At 32.4% G+C, this 15,907-nt stretch carries 17 protein-coding genes; all 17 read right to left on the reverse strand.

The annotated features are described in order from the left end of the window. Window position 1: 1 nt before the first annotated feature. Window positions 2–397 carry a flagellar basal body rod protein FlgB gene (flgB, locus tag HORE_RS08810; RefSeq protein WP_015923411.1) on the reverse strand — a complete coding sequence of 132 codons (396 nt, stop codon included), beginning with the start codon at window positions 395–397 and terminating at the stop codon, window positions 2–4. Between the two features lie 271 nt (window positions 398–668). Then, window positions 669–1,025 carry a response regulator gene (locus HORE_RS08815; RefSeq protein ID WP_041606016.1) on the reverse strand — a complete coding sequence of 119 codons (357 nt, stop codon included), beginning with the start codon at window positions 1,023–1,025 and terminating at the stop codon, window positions 669–671. 153 nt (window positions 1,026–1,178) lie between these two features. Next, a complete protein-coding gene (gene neuC / locus HORE_RS08820; RefSeq protein WP_015923413.1) occupies window positions 1,179–2,360 on the reverse strand; it encodes a UDP-N-acetylglucosamine 2-epimerase in 1,182 nt (393 codons plus the stop codon). Further along, a complete protein-coding gene (gene neuB / locus HORE_RS08825) occupies window positions 2,357–3,352 on the reverse strand; it encodes an N-acetylneuraminate synthase (protein ID WP_015923414.1) in 996 nt (331 codons plus the stop codon). The genes neuC and neuB overlap by 4 nt, the downstream gene beginning before the upstream one ends. A gap of 2 nt (window positions 3,353–3,354) precedes the next feature. Continuing rightward, window positions 3,355–3,984, reverse strand: a complete 630-nt coding sequence (locus HORE_RS08830) for an acetyltransferase (RefSeq protein ID WP_015923415.1) — start codon at window positions 3,982–3,984, stop codon at window positions 3,355–3,357. 11 nt (window positions 3,985–3,995) lie between these two features. After that, complete coding sequence (locus HORE_RS08835; RefSeq protein WP_015923416.1) at window positions 3,996–5,171, reverse strand: LegC family aminotransferase; 1,176 nt, start codon at window positions 5,169–5,171, stop codon at window positions 3,996–3,998. Next, window positions 5,134–6,597: a polysaccharide biosynthesis protein gene (locus HORE_RS08840; protein ID WP_015923417.1), complete on the reverse strand. Its 1,464-nt coding sequence runs from the start codon at window positions 6,595–6,597 to the stop codon at window positions 5,134–5,136. Before HORE_RS08840 ends, HORE_RS08835 begins: the two co-directional genes overlap by 38 nt. A 39-nt stretch (window positions 6,598–6,636) precedes the next feature. Further along, entirely contained in the window at window positions 6,637–7,437 is an 801-nt protein-coding gene (locus HORE_RS08845; RefSeq protein ID WP_015923418.1) for a cytidylyltransferase domain-containing protein, read from the reverse strand. 3 nt (window positions 7,438–7,440) lie between these two features. Then, the gene (locus HORE_RS08850; protein ID WP_015923419.1) at window positions 7,441–8,493 is read right to left on the reverse strand and encodes an N-acetylneuraminate synthase family protein; all 1,053 of its coding nucleotides are present in this window, start codon (window positions 8,491–8,493) and stop codon (window positions 7,441–7,443) included. A gap of 21 nt (window positions 8,494–8,514) precedes the next feature. Beyond that, the gene (locus HORE_RS08855) at window positions 8,515–9,447 is read right to left on the reverse strand and encodes a sulfotransferase (protein WP_015923420.1); all 933 of its coding nucleotides are present in this window, start codon (window positions 9,445–9,447) and stop codon (window positions 8,515–8,517) included. A gap of 33 nt (window positions 9,448–9,480) precedes the next feature. Further along, entirely contained in the window at window positions 9,481–9,918 is a 438-nt protein-coding gene (locus HORE_RS08860) for a hypothetical protein (RefSeq protein ID WP_041606024.1), read from the reverse strand. Next, a complete protein-coding gene (fliS, locus tag HORE_RS08865) occupies window positions 9,908–10,330 on the reverse strand; it encodes a flagellar export chaperone FliS (RefSeq protein WP_015923422.1) in 423 nt (140 codons plus the stop codon). Before fliS ends, HORE_RS08860 begins: the two co-directional genes overlap by 11 nt. 13 nt (window positions 10,331–10,343) lie before the next feature. Next, complete coding sequence (locus HORE_RS08870; RefSeq protein ID WP_015923423.1) at window positions 10,344–12,200, reverse strand: motility associated factor glycosyltransferase family protein; 1,857 nt, start codon at window positions 12,198–12,200, stop codon at window positions 10,344–10,346. Window positions 12,201–12,218: 18 nt separating this feature from the next. Continuing rightward, entirely contained in the window at window positions 12,219–12,824 is a 606-nt protein-coding gene (locus HORE_RS08875; protein WP_015923424.1) for a DUF8042 domain-containing protein, read from the reverse strand. Window positions 12,825–12,929: 105 nt separating this feature from the next. Then, window positions 12,930–14,276 (reverse strand): flagellar filament capping protein FliD, encoded by a 1,347-nt coding sequence (gene fliD, locus HORE_RS08880; RefSeq protein ID WP_015923425.1) that lies wholly within the window; start codon window positions 14,274–14,276, stop codon window positions 12,930–12,932. A 16-nt stretch (window positions 14,277–14,292) separates the two neighbouring features. After that, entirely contained in the window at window positions 14,293–14,640 is a 348-nt protein-coding gene (locus HORE_RS12520; protein ID WP_015923426.1) for a flagellar protein FlaG, read from the reverse strand. 68 nt (window positions 14,641–14,708) lie between these two features. Further along, window positions 14,709–15,557 carry a flagellin N-terminal helical domain-containing protein gene (locus tag HORE_RS08890; protein ID WP_015923427.1) on the reverse strand — a complete coding sequence of 283 codons (849 nt, stop codon included), beginning with the start codon at window positions 15,555–15,557 and terminating at the stop codon, window positions 14,709–14,711. Window positions 15,558–15,907 lie beyond the last annotated feature (350 nt).

Here is a 15,907-nt window from a genome sequence, read left to right on the forward strand (position 1 = left end):
ATTATCTACTCCCCTTATCAATGGTCTCATTAAGAATTTTAAACTTCTGAGAAATTTGTTGAACCAGGGTATTGTAATATAAGTTGTTTTTGGCGAGTTCAGCCATTTCAACCTCAATATCAACATTATTACCATCATTACGATAACTGGTGTTAGTTATCCTGTATTCTTTAAAAGGTTTTAAAACAGAACCTGTTCCGGAAATGTGTCCATCATCAGTGGTTTCAAGTTTAAGTTTTGCATTTTGACTGGCAATTGACTTCAATGTAGAGACAAAATCGACATCTTTCCTCTTGTAATTCGGGGTATCAACATTGGCAATATTATCAGCCAGGGCCCTATGCCGTTTACTGGCTCCATCCAGCCCCAGTTTTAAAAAATCCAGGGTAAAATCCATTTTTCCACCCCACTCTCAACTTGAATATTTATCCAAAACTTATGTATATCATATATATATATTAGCTATTTAATTATAACATAAATTGTTAAAATATTAAATGCTCAGGAACTATTTGTGCCTTTTTATGTAAATTTTAGTATTATTTTAATGCTGTCAATATAAATTATTTGACAAAGCTCTCCTGTTTTCCTCTTAGTTTCTATGTATTTTAACAAAATAGTAAAATAGACATATTAATTTAACATCTTAAGTCTATAAGTCTATATACTTAAGATAATTTTTTTACAGCCTCGATTACCCTCTCTTCTTTAAAGGGTTTTACAATAAAATCCTTGGCCCCTGCTTCTATTGCCTCAATAATCATTTTTTGTTGCCCCATGGCACTACAGACGATTATATTGGCATCAGGGTCAATATCCTTAATGGCCCTTATTGCTTCCAGGCCATCCATAACCGGCATGGTAATATCCATGGTCACAATATCTGGATTTAACTCCTGATACATTTCAACTGCTTCCTGACCGTTTTTAGCCTCACCCACTATTTCATAATCATCTTTAAGGATGTTTTTAAGGTTCAACCTCATAAATGCTGCATCATCCACAATAAGTACTGTCTTCACCAACCGACCCTCCTTTTGTCTTTTTATCCTAATTCTACTTTTTATTTCTCTATAATTCGTCCAATTCCTGCAAAAAAATTAAGTTTTAAGATAATAATATTAAAGACCCAACTTATATTTTGTGTATAAAGTCCCGGGTCTTCTGGATGAGGTTGTCTATATTAAATCAAAATCTATGTCATAGAATTCTTTCTTTAAATTTATCTTATTATTAGATAAATAATCCTCAATTATATTAATAATTTTTTTGGATGTATTTCCGGCCCCATATGGATTATTAATGTTGTTAAGTTTTTTTCTAAATCTACTACTGTTTATTACATCTAATGATTTAACTATATTTTTTTTCACAGGATCACAATCTATTACTGATTCAGCTTTAACCCTTCCTTTCTGCCTATCACCAATATTTATCGTAGGCACTTGAAAACTTGGAGCCTCTAAAATACCACTGGAAGAATTACCAACTATACACCAGCTATGCCTTAATAAACTTAAATATGTTTTTACGGGTAAAGATGTAAACGAATAGGCCTTTTCTTGTCCCTCAACAAAACTATCTATCATCTGATTAATGATTCTTCCTCCATTATCAGAATTTGCCTTAATAAATATTTTAACAAGATTTTTATTATAGGAATTTAAAGCATCTAATAATTCACTGAATTGTTTATGAACTGTTTGCTTTTCAAGGGTTACAGGATGAAAGACCACTAAAAAGTATTTGTCCAGCAGGTTAATATTTAGTTTTCTTTCCAGATCTTCTTTAGAATAGAAGTTTAAATTTAAAATGTTTTCTACCCCTAAAGCCCCTACGTTAAAAACTCTATCCGGCTCTTCACCTAACTGTATTACTCTTTTCCTGTATTCTTCTGTTGATGTAAAATGTAAATAAGCCATTTTTGTCATACAATGACGAAATGAATCATCAAATGCTCCCTGGGTAAGCTCTCCCCCGTGAATGTGGGCTACTGGAATTTTAGATACTGTTGCTGCCGCCATAGCAGAAAAAACCTCAAATCTATCTCCAAGTATTATAATTAAATCAGGGTTTAACCTTTGATATGCCTCCGAAAAACTAATCAAAGTTAAACCCATTGATTTAGAAACTCCAACAGGAGTGTCAGAGCTCAACAATATTTCTATTTTTTCATCAATTTTAAAACCATCATCTTCAATATATCTATAAGTGAGTCCAAATTCTGGAGATAAATGCATACCCGTAACAATTATCTGTAATTCAAGCAGATTTGATTCATTAATTCTTTTTATTAATGGTCTTAAAAGGCCATATTCAGCTCTTGTTCCAGTAACAACACATACTTTCTTTTTTATCATAACTCAATCAACTCATCCTTTTTATAATCTCTTTTAGCGACTTTCCCAATAATTTGATCCCAATACATGGGACTTATACCATTCCCTGGTCTCTTAACTGTTAAATTACCTTCAGTAAATCTTTCTCCTTTTCTAATGCTGTGAGCAGCAACAATACTTTTCCTAACAATATCCTTATTTTTAATTTCAGATTTAGAAGGTTTTTTAATACCATCCCCTAGAGCTTTCTCAATATTCCTTATAAATTCTATCATTATTTTAAGTTCTTCTGGCTCCAGGCTAGCTTTATGATCAGGGCCCTCCATATCCCTATCCAAAGTAAAGTGTTTTTCAATTACCTCAGCCCCTAAGGCCACTGCTGCAATAGGAACTTCAATCCCCCTGGTGTGATCAGAATAACCTACTTTTACTTTAAATGCATTTTGTATAGTTTGCATTGCCTTTAAATTAACGTCTTCTATAGGGGTTGGATATTCTGTATTACAGTGTAAGACTGTTATATCATTTACACCCTGGTCTTTGAGAACATCCAGGGCAACTTCTATCTCTGATAAATTGGACATTCCAGTAGACATAATAACTTTCTTTTTGAGGTGCCCGATCTTTCTTAAGTAAGGAAGGTTAGTTATTTCTCCAGAAGGTATCTTCCAGATTTCCATCCCCAAATTAGCTAATAAGTCAATACTCTCTAAATCAAAGGGTGAAGACATAAATATGATATTTTTCCTGTCACAGTATTCCTTCAGTGCTCTAAAATCATTTACAGTAAACTCTAATTTTTTTAACATTGTATATTGAGACTCATCTTTCCCTACCATTTCTTTTTGATAGTCTGCTTTTCTAGCTATTTTGGAGGCAAGTTTATCTGCCCTGAAGGTCTGAAATTTTATTGCATCAGCCCCGGCCCATACAGCTTTGTCTATTAATTCTTTAGCTAACTTAATGTCACCATTATGATTTACACCAGCTTCAGCAATAACAAAGACACCCATTTTTATCTCTCCTTACAGGGGACTCCAAATGCTTTTTTATTATCACCAATGTCGTTAACTACTACACTACCAGCTCCAATTATAGTGTCACTGCCAATTGTTATACCCTGAATAACACTGGTACCTATACCAATCCATGTCCTTTTCCCCACTTTAACATTACCAGCCAGTGCTACATCGGGGGATATATGAACATAGTCATCAATAACATTATCATGTTCCACAATGCTACCTGTATTTATAATACAGTGCTTTCCTATGTGGGTACAACTATTAATAACAGCATTAGCCATTACAACAGTTCCTTCTCCAATTTTAACACTACTGGAAATGATAGCTTCGGGATGGATTGCTGTATAATATTTAACTTGATAAGATTTTGCTATATTCTCCCTGACCAGGTTGTCACCAATAGCTATAATGAAGTATGTATTGTGATCATCTATTTTATTTATTTCATCTAATGTTCCCAGAACAGGTATATCTAAATAATATACTTCTTTAGTTTCAAAATTATCATCTAAAAATCCTTTAATTTTTATATCTTCTCCTAAATCTTTTCGTCTTTGTAATATTATATCAGCCACAACTTTTCCATGACCACCAGCACCAATAATTATTATGTTTTTCATTCTAAACCGCCTTATTTCTTAAAGCCTTTTAATTTGTCTATAACCTGCAAGACCTGCTCTTTTTTCAAATTAGTACTACAGGGTATGTTAATCAAATTATTAACATAATATCTAGCCTTTTCTATTTTATAGGCGAAGTAGTTTTTATAGGGTTTTTGCTTACTGACAAGCCCCCAGAGAGGTCTTGTTTGTATCCCAACACTATTAAGTTTATGTAATAGTTCATCTCTATTAAGTCCATATTTTTCAGAATTGACAATTAAGGAATAAAACCAATAATTGGGCCTCGTTCCCTCGTTAAAGGGCAAAAGCTCTAACCCTTCAATATTGTTAATCTCTTTTTTATATAGATGATAATTTTCTTTTTTTATTTTAACAAAATCCTCAATTTTGTCAATTTGACTTGTCCCCAAAGCAGCAGCTATATTGGTAAGGCGATAGTTGTAACCTATCTCATCATGTTTAAAATAAAGGGGGTCTGTTTTGGCCTGAGTAGATAAAAAGCGAGCTTTATTCACTAATTTTTTATCCTTAGCAACAATCATTCCCCCTCCACCAGTCGTTAGTATCTTGTTAGCATTAAATGAAAACACTCCTAAATCCCCGATTGTTCCCGTATGTTTCCCTTTATATTTACCACTGATATAAAATGAACCTAAAGATTCAGCGGCATCTTCCAATACTTTTAACCTGTATCTACCAGCTATTTTCATAACCCGTTCCATATCAATGGGGTTACCAAAAATATGAGTGACAGTTAACACTTTTATAATTCTCTTGCTTTTTTTATTTAATAAACCCTTATCAGTTATTTCACAGTGACTATCAAGAAATTCTTCAAGTTTATCCAGGTCCATATTTAAAGTATCGTCACAGTCCATAAATACAGGATGGGCTCCCAGATAAGTTATGGGGTTAACTGTAGCAATGAAGGTCACGGTAGGAACGATTACTTCGTCCCCGGGTTTAACCCCTAACAATTGATAACCGAGATGAAGAGCTCCCGTGCCACTCTGCACTCCAACGGCTTCTTCAACTCTTACATATTTAGCCACTTTATCCTCAAATTCTTTTATAAATCTTCCCCCCGTTGAAACCCACCCCGTTTCAATACACTCTTTTAAGTTATCAAGTATATCTAAAGATAGATTAGGTACTGATAACGGAATATTTAGTTTGTCTTCCATCTATATTCTCCTCACTATAACTATTGTCTTTATAAGTAGGTACCAATTCTTTAAGCTTTTTTACCAGTTTTTTTCTGTCAAAAGACATCAAATATCGTTTTAAATCCTGTAAACCTTTTTCTATATCTACATTTTCTTCTCTTATCTTTGCAATATATATTTTTTTATTCTGTGTCTTTTCACAAGAGTTAATATCATGCATAAGTTCTTCATGTAATTTTTCACCAGGCCTTAAACCAGTAATTTTTATATTAATATCCCTACCCAGGGTTAAACCTGACAACTCAATCATCTTTTTAGCTAAATCTATTATTTTAACAGGTTCACCCATATCCAGAACAAAAACTTCTCCCCCTTTACCTATAAAACCAGCTTCAAGGACAAGTTGGACAGCTTCCGGTATGGTCATAAAGTAACGGGTTGCCTCTTCATGGGTAACTGTTAAATCTTTACCCTCTTTAATTAAAGTTTTAAATAAAGGTACCACACTGCCATTACTTCCTAAGACATTTCCAAATCTTACTGCCATGTACTGGGTTTTAGAATATTTATTGATCTTCTCCAACATAATTTCTGATAAACGTTTAGTAGCCCCCATAACATTGGTAGGATTAACGGCTTTATCAGTTGATATTAAAACGAACTTTTCCACTCCATATTTGTCAGAAAGATCCAGCAGGTTTTTAGTACCAAAAACATTATTTTTTATAGCTTCATCTATATTTTTTTCCATTAATGGTACATGTTTGTGGGCTGCAGCATGGAATACAAGCTGAGGTTTGTAATAGTTAAATAAATATTCTAATTTGCTTTTTTCCCTTATATTACATATTTCTAAACTGACATTTAAATTATAATGTCTTTTTAAAAATAGATTTAAAAAATAGAGTTCATTTTCATTTATGTCTAATATTATTAACTCCCGGGGATCATATTTAGCAATCTGGCGACAAAGTTCACTTCCTATTGATCCAGCAGCCCCAGTAACCAACACCTTTTTATGATTGATATATTTATAGATGTTATCACTATTAATTTTTACAGGCTCTCTACCTAATAAATCTTCTACCCTTACTTCTCTCAATTGTTTAGTGAAAGGTTCTTCCATAAGTAACTCTTGAAGGGTTGGTAAAACTTTTATCCCAATTTGAAATTTCTTTGTGTTTTGGTATATTTTTTCTAATCCAGCACGGTCAATTTCTGTAGTGGCTACTATAACTTCATCAACACTGTATTGATCAATATAAAAGGAAATATTATCATGATGACCTAAAACTTTATAGCCATGAATGCTTGTCCCATGCTTATTAATATCAGCGTCTAAAAAACCAATTATATTATAATTATAGCTCTCGTTATTTTTTAAAATTTCCTCAAGAACAAGCTTACCGGCACTTCCAGCTCCTATAATTAATAAATTTTTCATTATTATCACCTTTTCTATACCCAACCAGAGAAACTTCTATTATTGACTATATATCTCTTCTTTAATTTTGTTAATAGTTTTTATATTATCTAGAAAATTTTTTTCAATAATTTTAAGGGTCTTATCGTCTAAATTTAGCTGGGTGCAATTAGAATTTATAGAAACAATTTCAGGGTTTTGATCCAGGTAGTCAATTACATCATATAATTTTATAACATTTTTAAAGGGAACATTTTTATATATGTTGTTTAGCAAAACATAATCTTCTATGTAATCCAGTGTTAGTCTATAATCAGGCCTTCTTAAGAATTGATCTACTTCAATAGTTTTTATATTAAATAATTCCGGTCTATCAATTAAAGGGCCCCAGATTTCTGTGTCGACAATGTTTTTCACTGCACAGATAGTCTCTAAGGCCTTTACTTTCATCCCATATGTAGCACACCCTAGAGGTAAACCCTTCAATTTTATGTAATCATAATTGTTTCTTTTAAATTCATCAACTATACGGTTAGAATAATAGATAGTAAAGAGGGGATTATCAGCAGTTATGCCTACGATATAGTCCATACTATACAATTGGGATGCCGATAAAAGCCTTTGTAATACATCTTCTTCACTGCCATTAAAATAGTAAATGTCATTCTTTTTAGCAATATCTATAAGGGGTTTATCTTGAGGGTTTGTTGATGTACATAAAACTATTTCTGATATATCATCAACTTCTTTAGCCCTGTCAATAATACGTTCAATGACCTTTTTACCATTTAAGTCCTTTAAAATTTTAAACGGTAACCTGCTTGATTTTAAACGGGCTGTTATTAGAAAACCTATTTTCACGTATTAATCCTCCAATCCTCCAGTTAAATCAGAGTATGATTGTTTATTAAATCTGTACTTTACTTTGGAAAAATCTATAATTTCATCTTTATCAATATCCTGGTAAGCCTCAATTCCAAGCAAATTAATAAACATTTTCTGGGGAACAGGGGACTCTTCTTCTGTTCTTTTAAAACAAAGGTTACTAAAGGTGAGTTTTTCACCTTTTTTTATGGGACGACGGGCTACAATAGCCTTTTTCATAGGACCTGTATTCCCATATTTTAATTCACTGTCTGACATTGAAAGAGATCCATCCCCTAAAACAGTAAGGTACAACTCCATTTTATCTTTAATTTGTTTCATTTGCTTTTTACCCACCGCGGCATGATAGTCTATTCTTTTAACCCCATAGTCAGGGGTATAATGTTTTTCCAGGATATTAATTCCCATAGCGGCTGCCATCACTGAAATATCTACGTTATATTTGTCATCATAGGCAGTATGATCAGCGTAACCTACTGGCAAGTTGAATAAATTTTTTAGCTTTTGCATTTTAGCCAGGTTAATTTGAGTATAATCAGTTGGATAGGATTGAAAACCATACATTAATATAATATCTTCTTTGCCTCTTTGTTTCAAGAAATTGACGGCATACTCAATCTCATCCAGAGTTGAACCACCAATTCCTAAGATGACGCTATTTGGAAAATCTCTGGCTTCTTCTAATAAAAAATAATCATTAAGGGAAGAGGCGTGTATCTCTATTCCCTTCAAGTCACGATGATATTTTTTTATAAATTTTAATGAGTCCAAATCATCACAAAGGGCTATCATATCAAGCCCTTTTTGTTTTGAATAATTAATAATCTCATCCCATTCCTTTTCAGTAAAAATCCATTCTTTTATTTTTTTAATTAAAGGGTGTTTATTTTGTAAATAACTCTCTGGATTTAATAACAAATGAAATTTAACTGCCTGGAGACCTATTTCAGCAATGTCATCAATCATTCTTTTTAAATAATGGATGTCACCTTGATGATTATAAGCTGTCTCACCGATGATATAGGGTTTCATTAATATACCACCTCTTGAATTCTAGGAAAACAACAATTTATTTATCTGTTGCTTGTTTTTACCTAATCGTTGCACTAAATTTTCATGTTCTTGTTTCATTTTGTCTACCTCTTGTTTTATAGAAAAATCATTTTTATCTAATTCCATATAATCATACCCTAACTTTTGAATATAATCCAGGGTTTCCATATAAATATATTTGACTATAAATTCACTTCTATTCTTCCATCTTTCAACAGCTCTTAAATCAAAAAGTTTATCAACATCAGAAAAAGAAGAGTTCCCAATAAAACTCTTGTTTTCATGCGACTTAGCTTCATTAATATTATAGTCTATGTTAATTCCAAGAAATCCCTCAAGTTTACTTTTTAAATACAAATCCTTTTTTATTAAATCCTCAAATCTGATAACTAGCAATTTATTAGAATTTATTTTTAATATTTTATCTATAGCCTTTTTCCAACTGGTTACTGCATGAAATACAGAATTACCAAACTTTTTAACAGCAGATAATACTGCATCTCGCGGGTCCCTGATGATATATAAAACTTTCATATCAGTATTGCTCAATATATTTTCTACATTGATTTCAACCTCAGTAACCTTATGTCCAACTACCTTATCCCCTGGTTTATGTATAGAATCTAATAAAAGTTCATATAATTCTTTGGCTGTTGTAAATTCTTCTGGTTTAACTTGTAACTTATAATTTGTTTTGTCCCCGAGCATCTCTAGACCAACTTTTATATAATGTAAATATATATCTTTTTCTTTACTTGTCAACTTTTTATGGTAATTTATCACTTTAGTTTGAACTGGTTGAGATAAAAACTTGCCTGCTACTACATGAAAAATATCACTAAACAAGGTTATTTCCTCTTGAGCGTTCAAAAAATTTGTTAAAAACGTTGTCCCACTTCTAGTCCGGCCCGTAATCAATAATTTTTGTGGCAATCTAATTCCCCCTATTTGCAACTAAATAATATATTAATATTTTTTATCAATAATCCTACGATGTAATTTTACTTGATTTTTTTCGTAACCACTTTTAATTTTTTTCTTTTTGCGAATTGTAAAATATTTTTGTAATATATCATTTTTAGCATGCTTTAACTTTTTATGTAGCTTCTTATTGATTTTTAAATTTTTTTCTATATACAATTTAATATTCTCTTTATCACTTTCAAATTCAGATTCTGATAAGTCGTATTTATATAAATAATTATTTATGTTTTTTTCGAGGCGTTCTATTTGAGTTATTAACTCTTGTCTTTTTTTTATAATATTTAAAACACTTTGCCCATCTTTATTGTTAATAATTTGTTTTAATTTCAGGCTTAAATCGTAAAACAAATTATACTTTTTTTCCAAAAGCTTAAAATTTTCTTTAACAACTTTACATGCATCATAGGAGTTATCCTTCAAGAGAAAATCCTCCCTGCTTTTTCTGACCGGCATACTTAGTCTTATGTACCTGTAACATAGCCTCTTTCCACGTTTCATGAAGTTCCTCAACCATTTTTTTAACCTCTTTTACAGGCTCAATTTCCTTTTTTAGATTAGCTTCAATTAGACGTCTTTGCATATAATCGTACAGGCTGTATAGATTTGTTGCAATCTCTCCTGCTTCTGGATTTAGACTTACCATTAATTCATTAATTATATCCTGAGATTTTTTCAGGGATTCATTAATAAGTTCAATATTATCTTCTTCCATACCCTTTTTAGCATGATTAAGACTTTTAATTGCCCCTTCATAAAGCATTAAAATCAATTTTTCCCTGTTTGCAGTTTCAAACCTGGTTTTTTTATATTTCTGGTAAGGATTTTCTGGCATAAAAACTCACCCCTTATTTACTTTCATTTAACAAATCTAATAAATCTTCAAGATAATCTTCCATTGTACTGTATATATTAATTAAAGCAGAGAACAATTCTCTGGATTGGTTTAATATAGCAGCAACTTTTTCTTCATGCCCACCATTAATAATAGTCTCATCAATTTCCTCATTATTTAATATTCGACTTACTTCTGAAAATGCAATCACTTCACTTAATTGATTAACAGATTGTCCCTTTTTAATCCGAGATTCAATATCCTCAAGTTGCAAAAATAAATCCTGTAGCTCCACTTCTTTTATATTAAACAAAATTTTATCTTCATCAGGAATCATCTCCAAACCTTCTTCTGCAAGCTTTTTAAGACAATTTAAATTACTAATATTTTCTTTAAAATGTTTAATTAACACTTCCTTTTTCCTGGAGCAAAACTGTCTATGTAATTCATCTAGTTTACTGTAAATATCTGCCCGTGTATTACAGTACTTATCGAGAGCATCTTTAAAGTCCATTACTTTTGTGCCCTTAATCTTTGCACCACCTTCAGTAGCATCGATAATAAGCTTTTTTTCAGGAAGCATTGCTAATCTTTTTTCAAACCATCTTAGAAATGAATAAAAACGCACAGGAGTTTCAACATTTGTACCATCTATTCCTTCTACCTCCATTAAACTTTCCCCAGATTCATCTTTCTCTACACTGTAAATTGTATTTGAAGCATGGGTAGTTCCATCTTCTTTAATGGCAAGATCCTGCCCTATAAAAATTACGGGCTCACACCCCATTAACAGAGCAAGCTCCATAGCAGAATGCGAAACAGAACCTCCACCTCTAAGTGGTGGTAAACCATATTCATCTGGTAATAATTTTTGAATTACATTGTATGCCGAAGTGGAAAAGAAAAATTTTTTACCATTATGCTGGTCAAGTATTTTATAATAACTCAATATATCTCCCACCAGATAAACATCATCATAATCAGTACTTTGGAAATGTTTCCAGTTGGCCTCAGCAGGGTCAACGGAAACAACTATATCAGGTCTAACTCCAGTATTTTGTATTGCCTTAAGTGATGTACCAACACCAATAATTACAGCCTTATCTTTAGCCTGTTTTAATAAATGAATATTTTTATCCAGTGAAGGACCTGCAGATACAATAATAGCCGGGAATTTCACAAATTTATTTTTTAAGACATCTATTCCAGGATGTTGAAATAGATAAGTCATATTGTGTTTAAAATTATTTAACCAATTATATTTAAACGTTACAGTTGTATTAAAATTAATAATACAGCTTATAAGATGATCTTTTATAAAACTATTCAGTTTTGCAAAAACATCTTTGTGGTATATTCCAGTCAAAGGGGTAGTTACTGAAAAAAAGGTTTTCATATTAAGCATATCAATACTGGCTAATACCTGTCTGATATAATTTTCATTTTCACCTTTACTATAAACAAATATTAATTTATTTTCACGAATATAATTAGAATAATCATATATATGAAAACTCCAGTATAATGTTGATAATTCAGGTTCAATTACAATAATATAATCAATACCTTTTTTTCTTTCCAGCAAAAATCTTAAATGATACCCGAGGCCAAGCCCAAGAAAGAAAATTTTTTTTCTCCCTTTAAAATTAATCTTTTTAACCCATTTATCAGCCTCCCTTTCAGGATTATATCGACTATGAACCAACCTGGTGGTTTTCCCTTCTTTAATTTTCAAGGTAGGACTCCCGTTTCTAGCTTTATCCAGTAAAAATTTGTCACTGTCAGGATTAAAATTACATAATTTTTGATACAAAGATATATTATACTTAGCCATTGCCTGCATATTTTTGTTGAATAAATTTTTGTCCATTTTTAACCACCTTTATTTCTACAAATACAGTTCCTTTATTTTTTGATTTAAATTCTGCCATTTCTCAAGTTTAGGAACTATTTCATACTCAAACAAATCCCTTATAAGAACATAATCTCTTCTTTCAATGGCCCTGTTAATCTCTGCAAAAAAATTATTAGTATTTGACATGTAGTTATCAAAATCTTTAAAATCAATCTCTTTCTCTATATCATTTAAGAGAAAATCTCTAAATAACATTAAGTTGTTAATAACCCAATGTAAACCTTCTGTAGCTTTAGCTATTAAACTAAATGCATCACTTAAACGGTTTTCTTCAAGTAAATTTATAATTTCATATACACCTGATTTTAACTTAGGTAAATAATCTTCAAGCATCTGAACTCCTTCACTAAAAAGCTCTTCAGCAGATTTGGTTTCATATTCAATAGTATCCACATCTGATATATCCATTTCCTTTACCTTGTCAAGTGTAAATTCTTCCAGGGGAACACCATCAATATGAACAGTATTTATTGCTTTATTACTTTGATTAATTTCTTTTTCTATTACCTTTAAACATTCCAGTAAATTTTCTGGTAGCTTTTCAATTTTTACTATTTGCTCATCAATAATTACCTTCACTGTAAACCATCCTTTTCATCAATTCTTAATAATTTAATTTTATTAAAAAGAATACCCAGGCAAAAAATACCTAGGTATAAACACCCATCTTATAGAAAATCGATCTTATATGCCCAGTGAACTTAGTCCAGAGCTCATGTTAGAAAACTGTCCCTGTAACCAGGAAAGCTGATTATTCATAGAAGCTACTGCATTCTCCATGGCAATAAAATCCTGCCGTAATTTTTGTTCTCGTAATGTCATACTGTACTCCAGATCCTGAATTTCCTCGTTAATATCGTCAATCTGCTCTTGCAACATCTCCTTGGTTCCATCAACAAAACCATTAGAATCCAGTATACTTGAAAGATAGTTACTCATGCGTTCCTGTAAACCACTGTATCCTTCTGTACTGCTTGTAGCTGTAAATAATGCTTTAACATCTTCAAAGCTGTTTTCCAGTGCATCACTTAATTCAGTCTCATTTACAGAAATATTACCATATCTATCAGATTCTATACCAATTAATGAAAGCTGGTTAATTGCACTGTTATCAGCGAAAAAGGGATCTGTCAAATTTCTGCGCAGTTTGAATGCAATTTGATTAAGAGTTACATCACCCTGTAGTTCGCCATCTTTTTCAGTCATGGAAGAAATGGTACCTGCAGCACTGTTATAGCTACCAATTAATGCTTTAATTTCTTCAATCATTCCGCCAATATCTTTATTAACTGTAAACTGAGTGCTTGCTCCGCCTCCCTTTTTTAATGAAATGGTAACCCCTTGAATCACGTCATTTATTTCATTTGAACTACGGGTAATTGAAAGGCCATCAAGGCTGAAAATAGCATCCTGGGCAGTCTGAAGTTCGTTCTTTATCGTACCGGCTGCATCAGAAATTAATCCCAGTTGTTGAGCGACAGAATCTGATACATCACTTATACTAATACTATTAGTTGTCCCTGTTTCATTACTCTTTAATACTAACGTATTATCTATAATATTGGCCGTAACACCTGTATCACTTGTTTGGTTGATTAGATTCTTTATATCTTCTAATGAATCATCAGTATTAACAGTTATATCAGTACCGTTAATAGAAAAAGTACCACTCAAATTTAAGTTTGATGTACTATCATCCTGGGCATCAGAAGCTACCGCATGAGACTGTGCCAGCTGGGTAATTTCTATATTGTATGTACCGAGAGAAGCAGAAGAATCAACTGTAACATCTACTACTTCAGTATCATTTACAGTAACAGCCATTTTCCCAAAGATAGACTCAATATCATCGACTTTTGATTTAAATGAATTCAATTTACTTTCTACAGAACCCCATGCTGATAAATCTGATTGAATTTCTTCCTGCTGTTGCTGCAGTAAATAAATGGGGCGCCTTTCAATTTGCATCATCTGATCAATGATTTGATTGGTGTCCAGCCCTGTACCTAAACCACCTATACTGAAACTCATTTATTACACCCCCTGACTAAACTAATTCATTAATTACCATTCCAACCATTTTCTTTATTTTTGCTATTATATCCAACAATTCTTCCGGGGGAATTTCTTTAATTACCTCCTGGGTTTTTATATCTACCACCTGGACCATCATTCGATCGGCTTCTTCGTAATATTCAAATCTTAAATCCTGATTATATTCTTTTAGAGTACCATTAACCTTTTCCAGGGCCTTATTAATTTCTTTCTGATTTAATGTTTCAGTTTTACAGCTTTTTTCATCCGAATTTTCTTCTTTTTGAAAAACACTGCTTTCAGGATTAATCTTATTTAACGTTCTTGGTTGAGTAATATTATCAGACTCTCGAATATTCATAGCTATCTCTCCTTATTTAAAAAGGCCAGCCGAATACTCCGGCCGGCCCTCTAAAAATAAAGCTAATATTAACCAAGCAGCTGCAGAACAGCCTGAGGCTTAGCATTAGCCTGAGCCAGCATAGCAGTACCGGCCTGAACCAGAATCTGCTGCTTGGTGAACTTCATCATTTCAGCAGCCATATCAGCATCACGAATTCTTGATTCAGCAGCCTGCAGGTTTTCTTTGGTAACATTTAAGTTATTTACTGTATGCTCGAGTCTGTTCTGAACAGCACCAAGTTTAGCTCTCTGCTGAGAAATTTGGTTAATGGCAGTATCTATAGAATCAAGAGCAATTTCTGCATTAGATTGAGTAGAAATAGATATAGCAGCTAGATTGGCAACATCAGCAGTAGAACCTATAGCGTTAGCATTCATACTTGCAACGTTAACATTTATGGTCTGATTAGCATTAGGACCAATATGGAATATAGCAGTACCTCCTGCAGAAGCATCAAATGAGCCATTAAGAACCTGCATTTCGTTAAATTCTGTTTGACTACCTATACGATTAATTTCATTAATTAATTCAGTAACCTCAGCATTGAGGTGAGCACGGTCTTCATCTGTATTGGTATCATTAGCAGCCTGTACAGCCAGTTCACGCATACGGTTTAACATGCTGTGTACTTCGGTTAAAGCACCCTCAGCACTCTGTACCAGGGAGATACCGTCCTGAGCATTACGGATAGCTTGGTTTAAACCTGTAATTTGAGCACGCATCTTTTCTGAGATAGCCAGACCTGCAGCATCATCTGCAGCTCTATTGATGCGGTAACCAGAAGAAAGTTTTTCCATGGTTTTACCCATCTTCACATCATTAAACTGCAGATTACGATAAGCATTCATAGCACTAATGTTGTGATTAATAATCATAAAATATCATCCTCCTTGATTTTTTTAGGGGCCTCCCTGCCCCATTTTAAGATTATATGTAGCCGGCCGACTACAAGTGTTGCTTGTATCAGCAACAGATCAGCAACCTAAAAAATTTTTTAAGTTGCTGGTCCCTTGCTAATAAATTAATTATAAAAATAATATTTTAAAAAATATTTAATATGATTTTAAATATTTATCGTTTCTTGTCTCGGCATATCACTTACTCACATATCACTTACTCATGTTCATTATTAATTATCGTAATAAAAATGACATTCTTGAACACTAATTTACAGAAATGTATTACTGTTATAATAAATTATCGTCACTTTTCTGTATTATGCTAT

The sequence above is a fragment of the Halothermothrix orenii H 168 genome (genome assembly GCF_000020485.1).
In the GTDB taxonomy this organism is placed as follows: Bacteria; Bacillota; Halanaerobiia; order Halanaerobiales; family Halothermotrichaceae; genus Halothermothrix; species Halothermothrix orenii.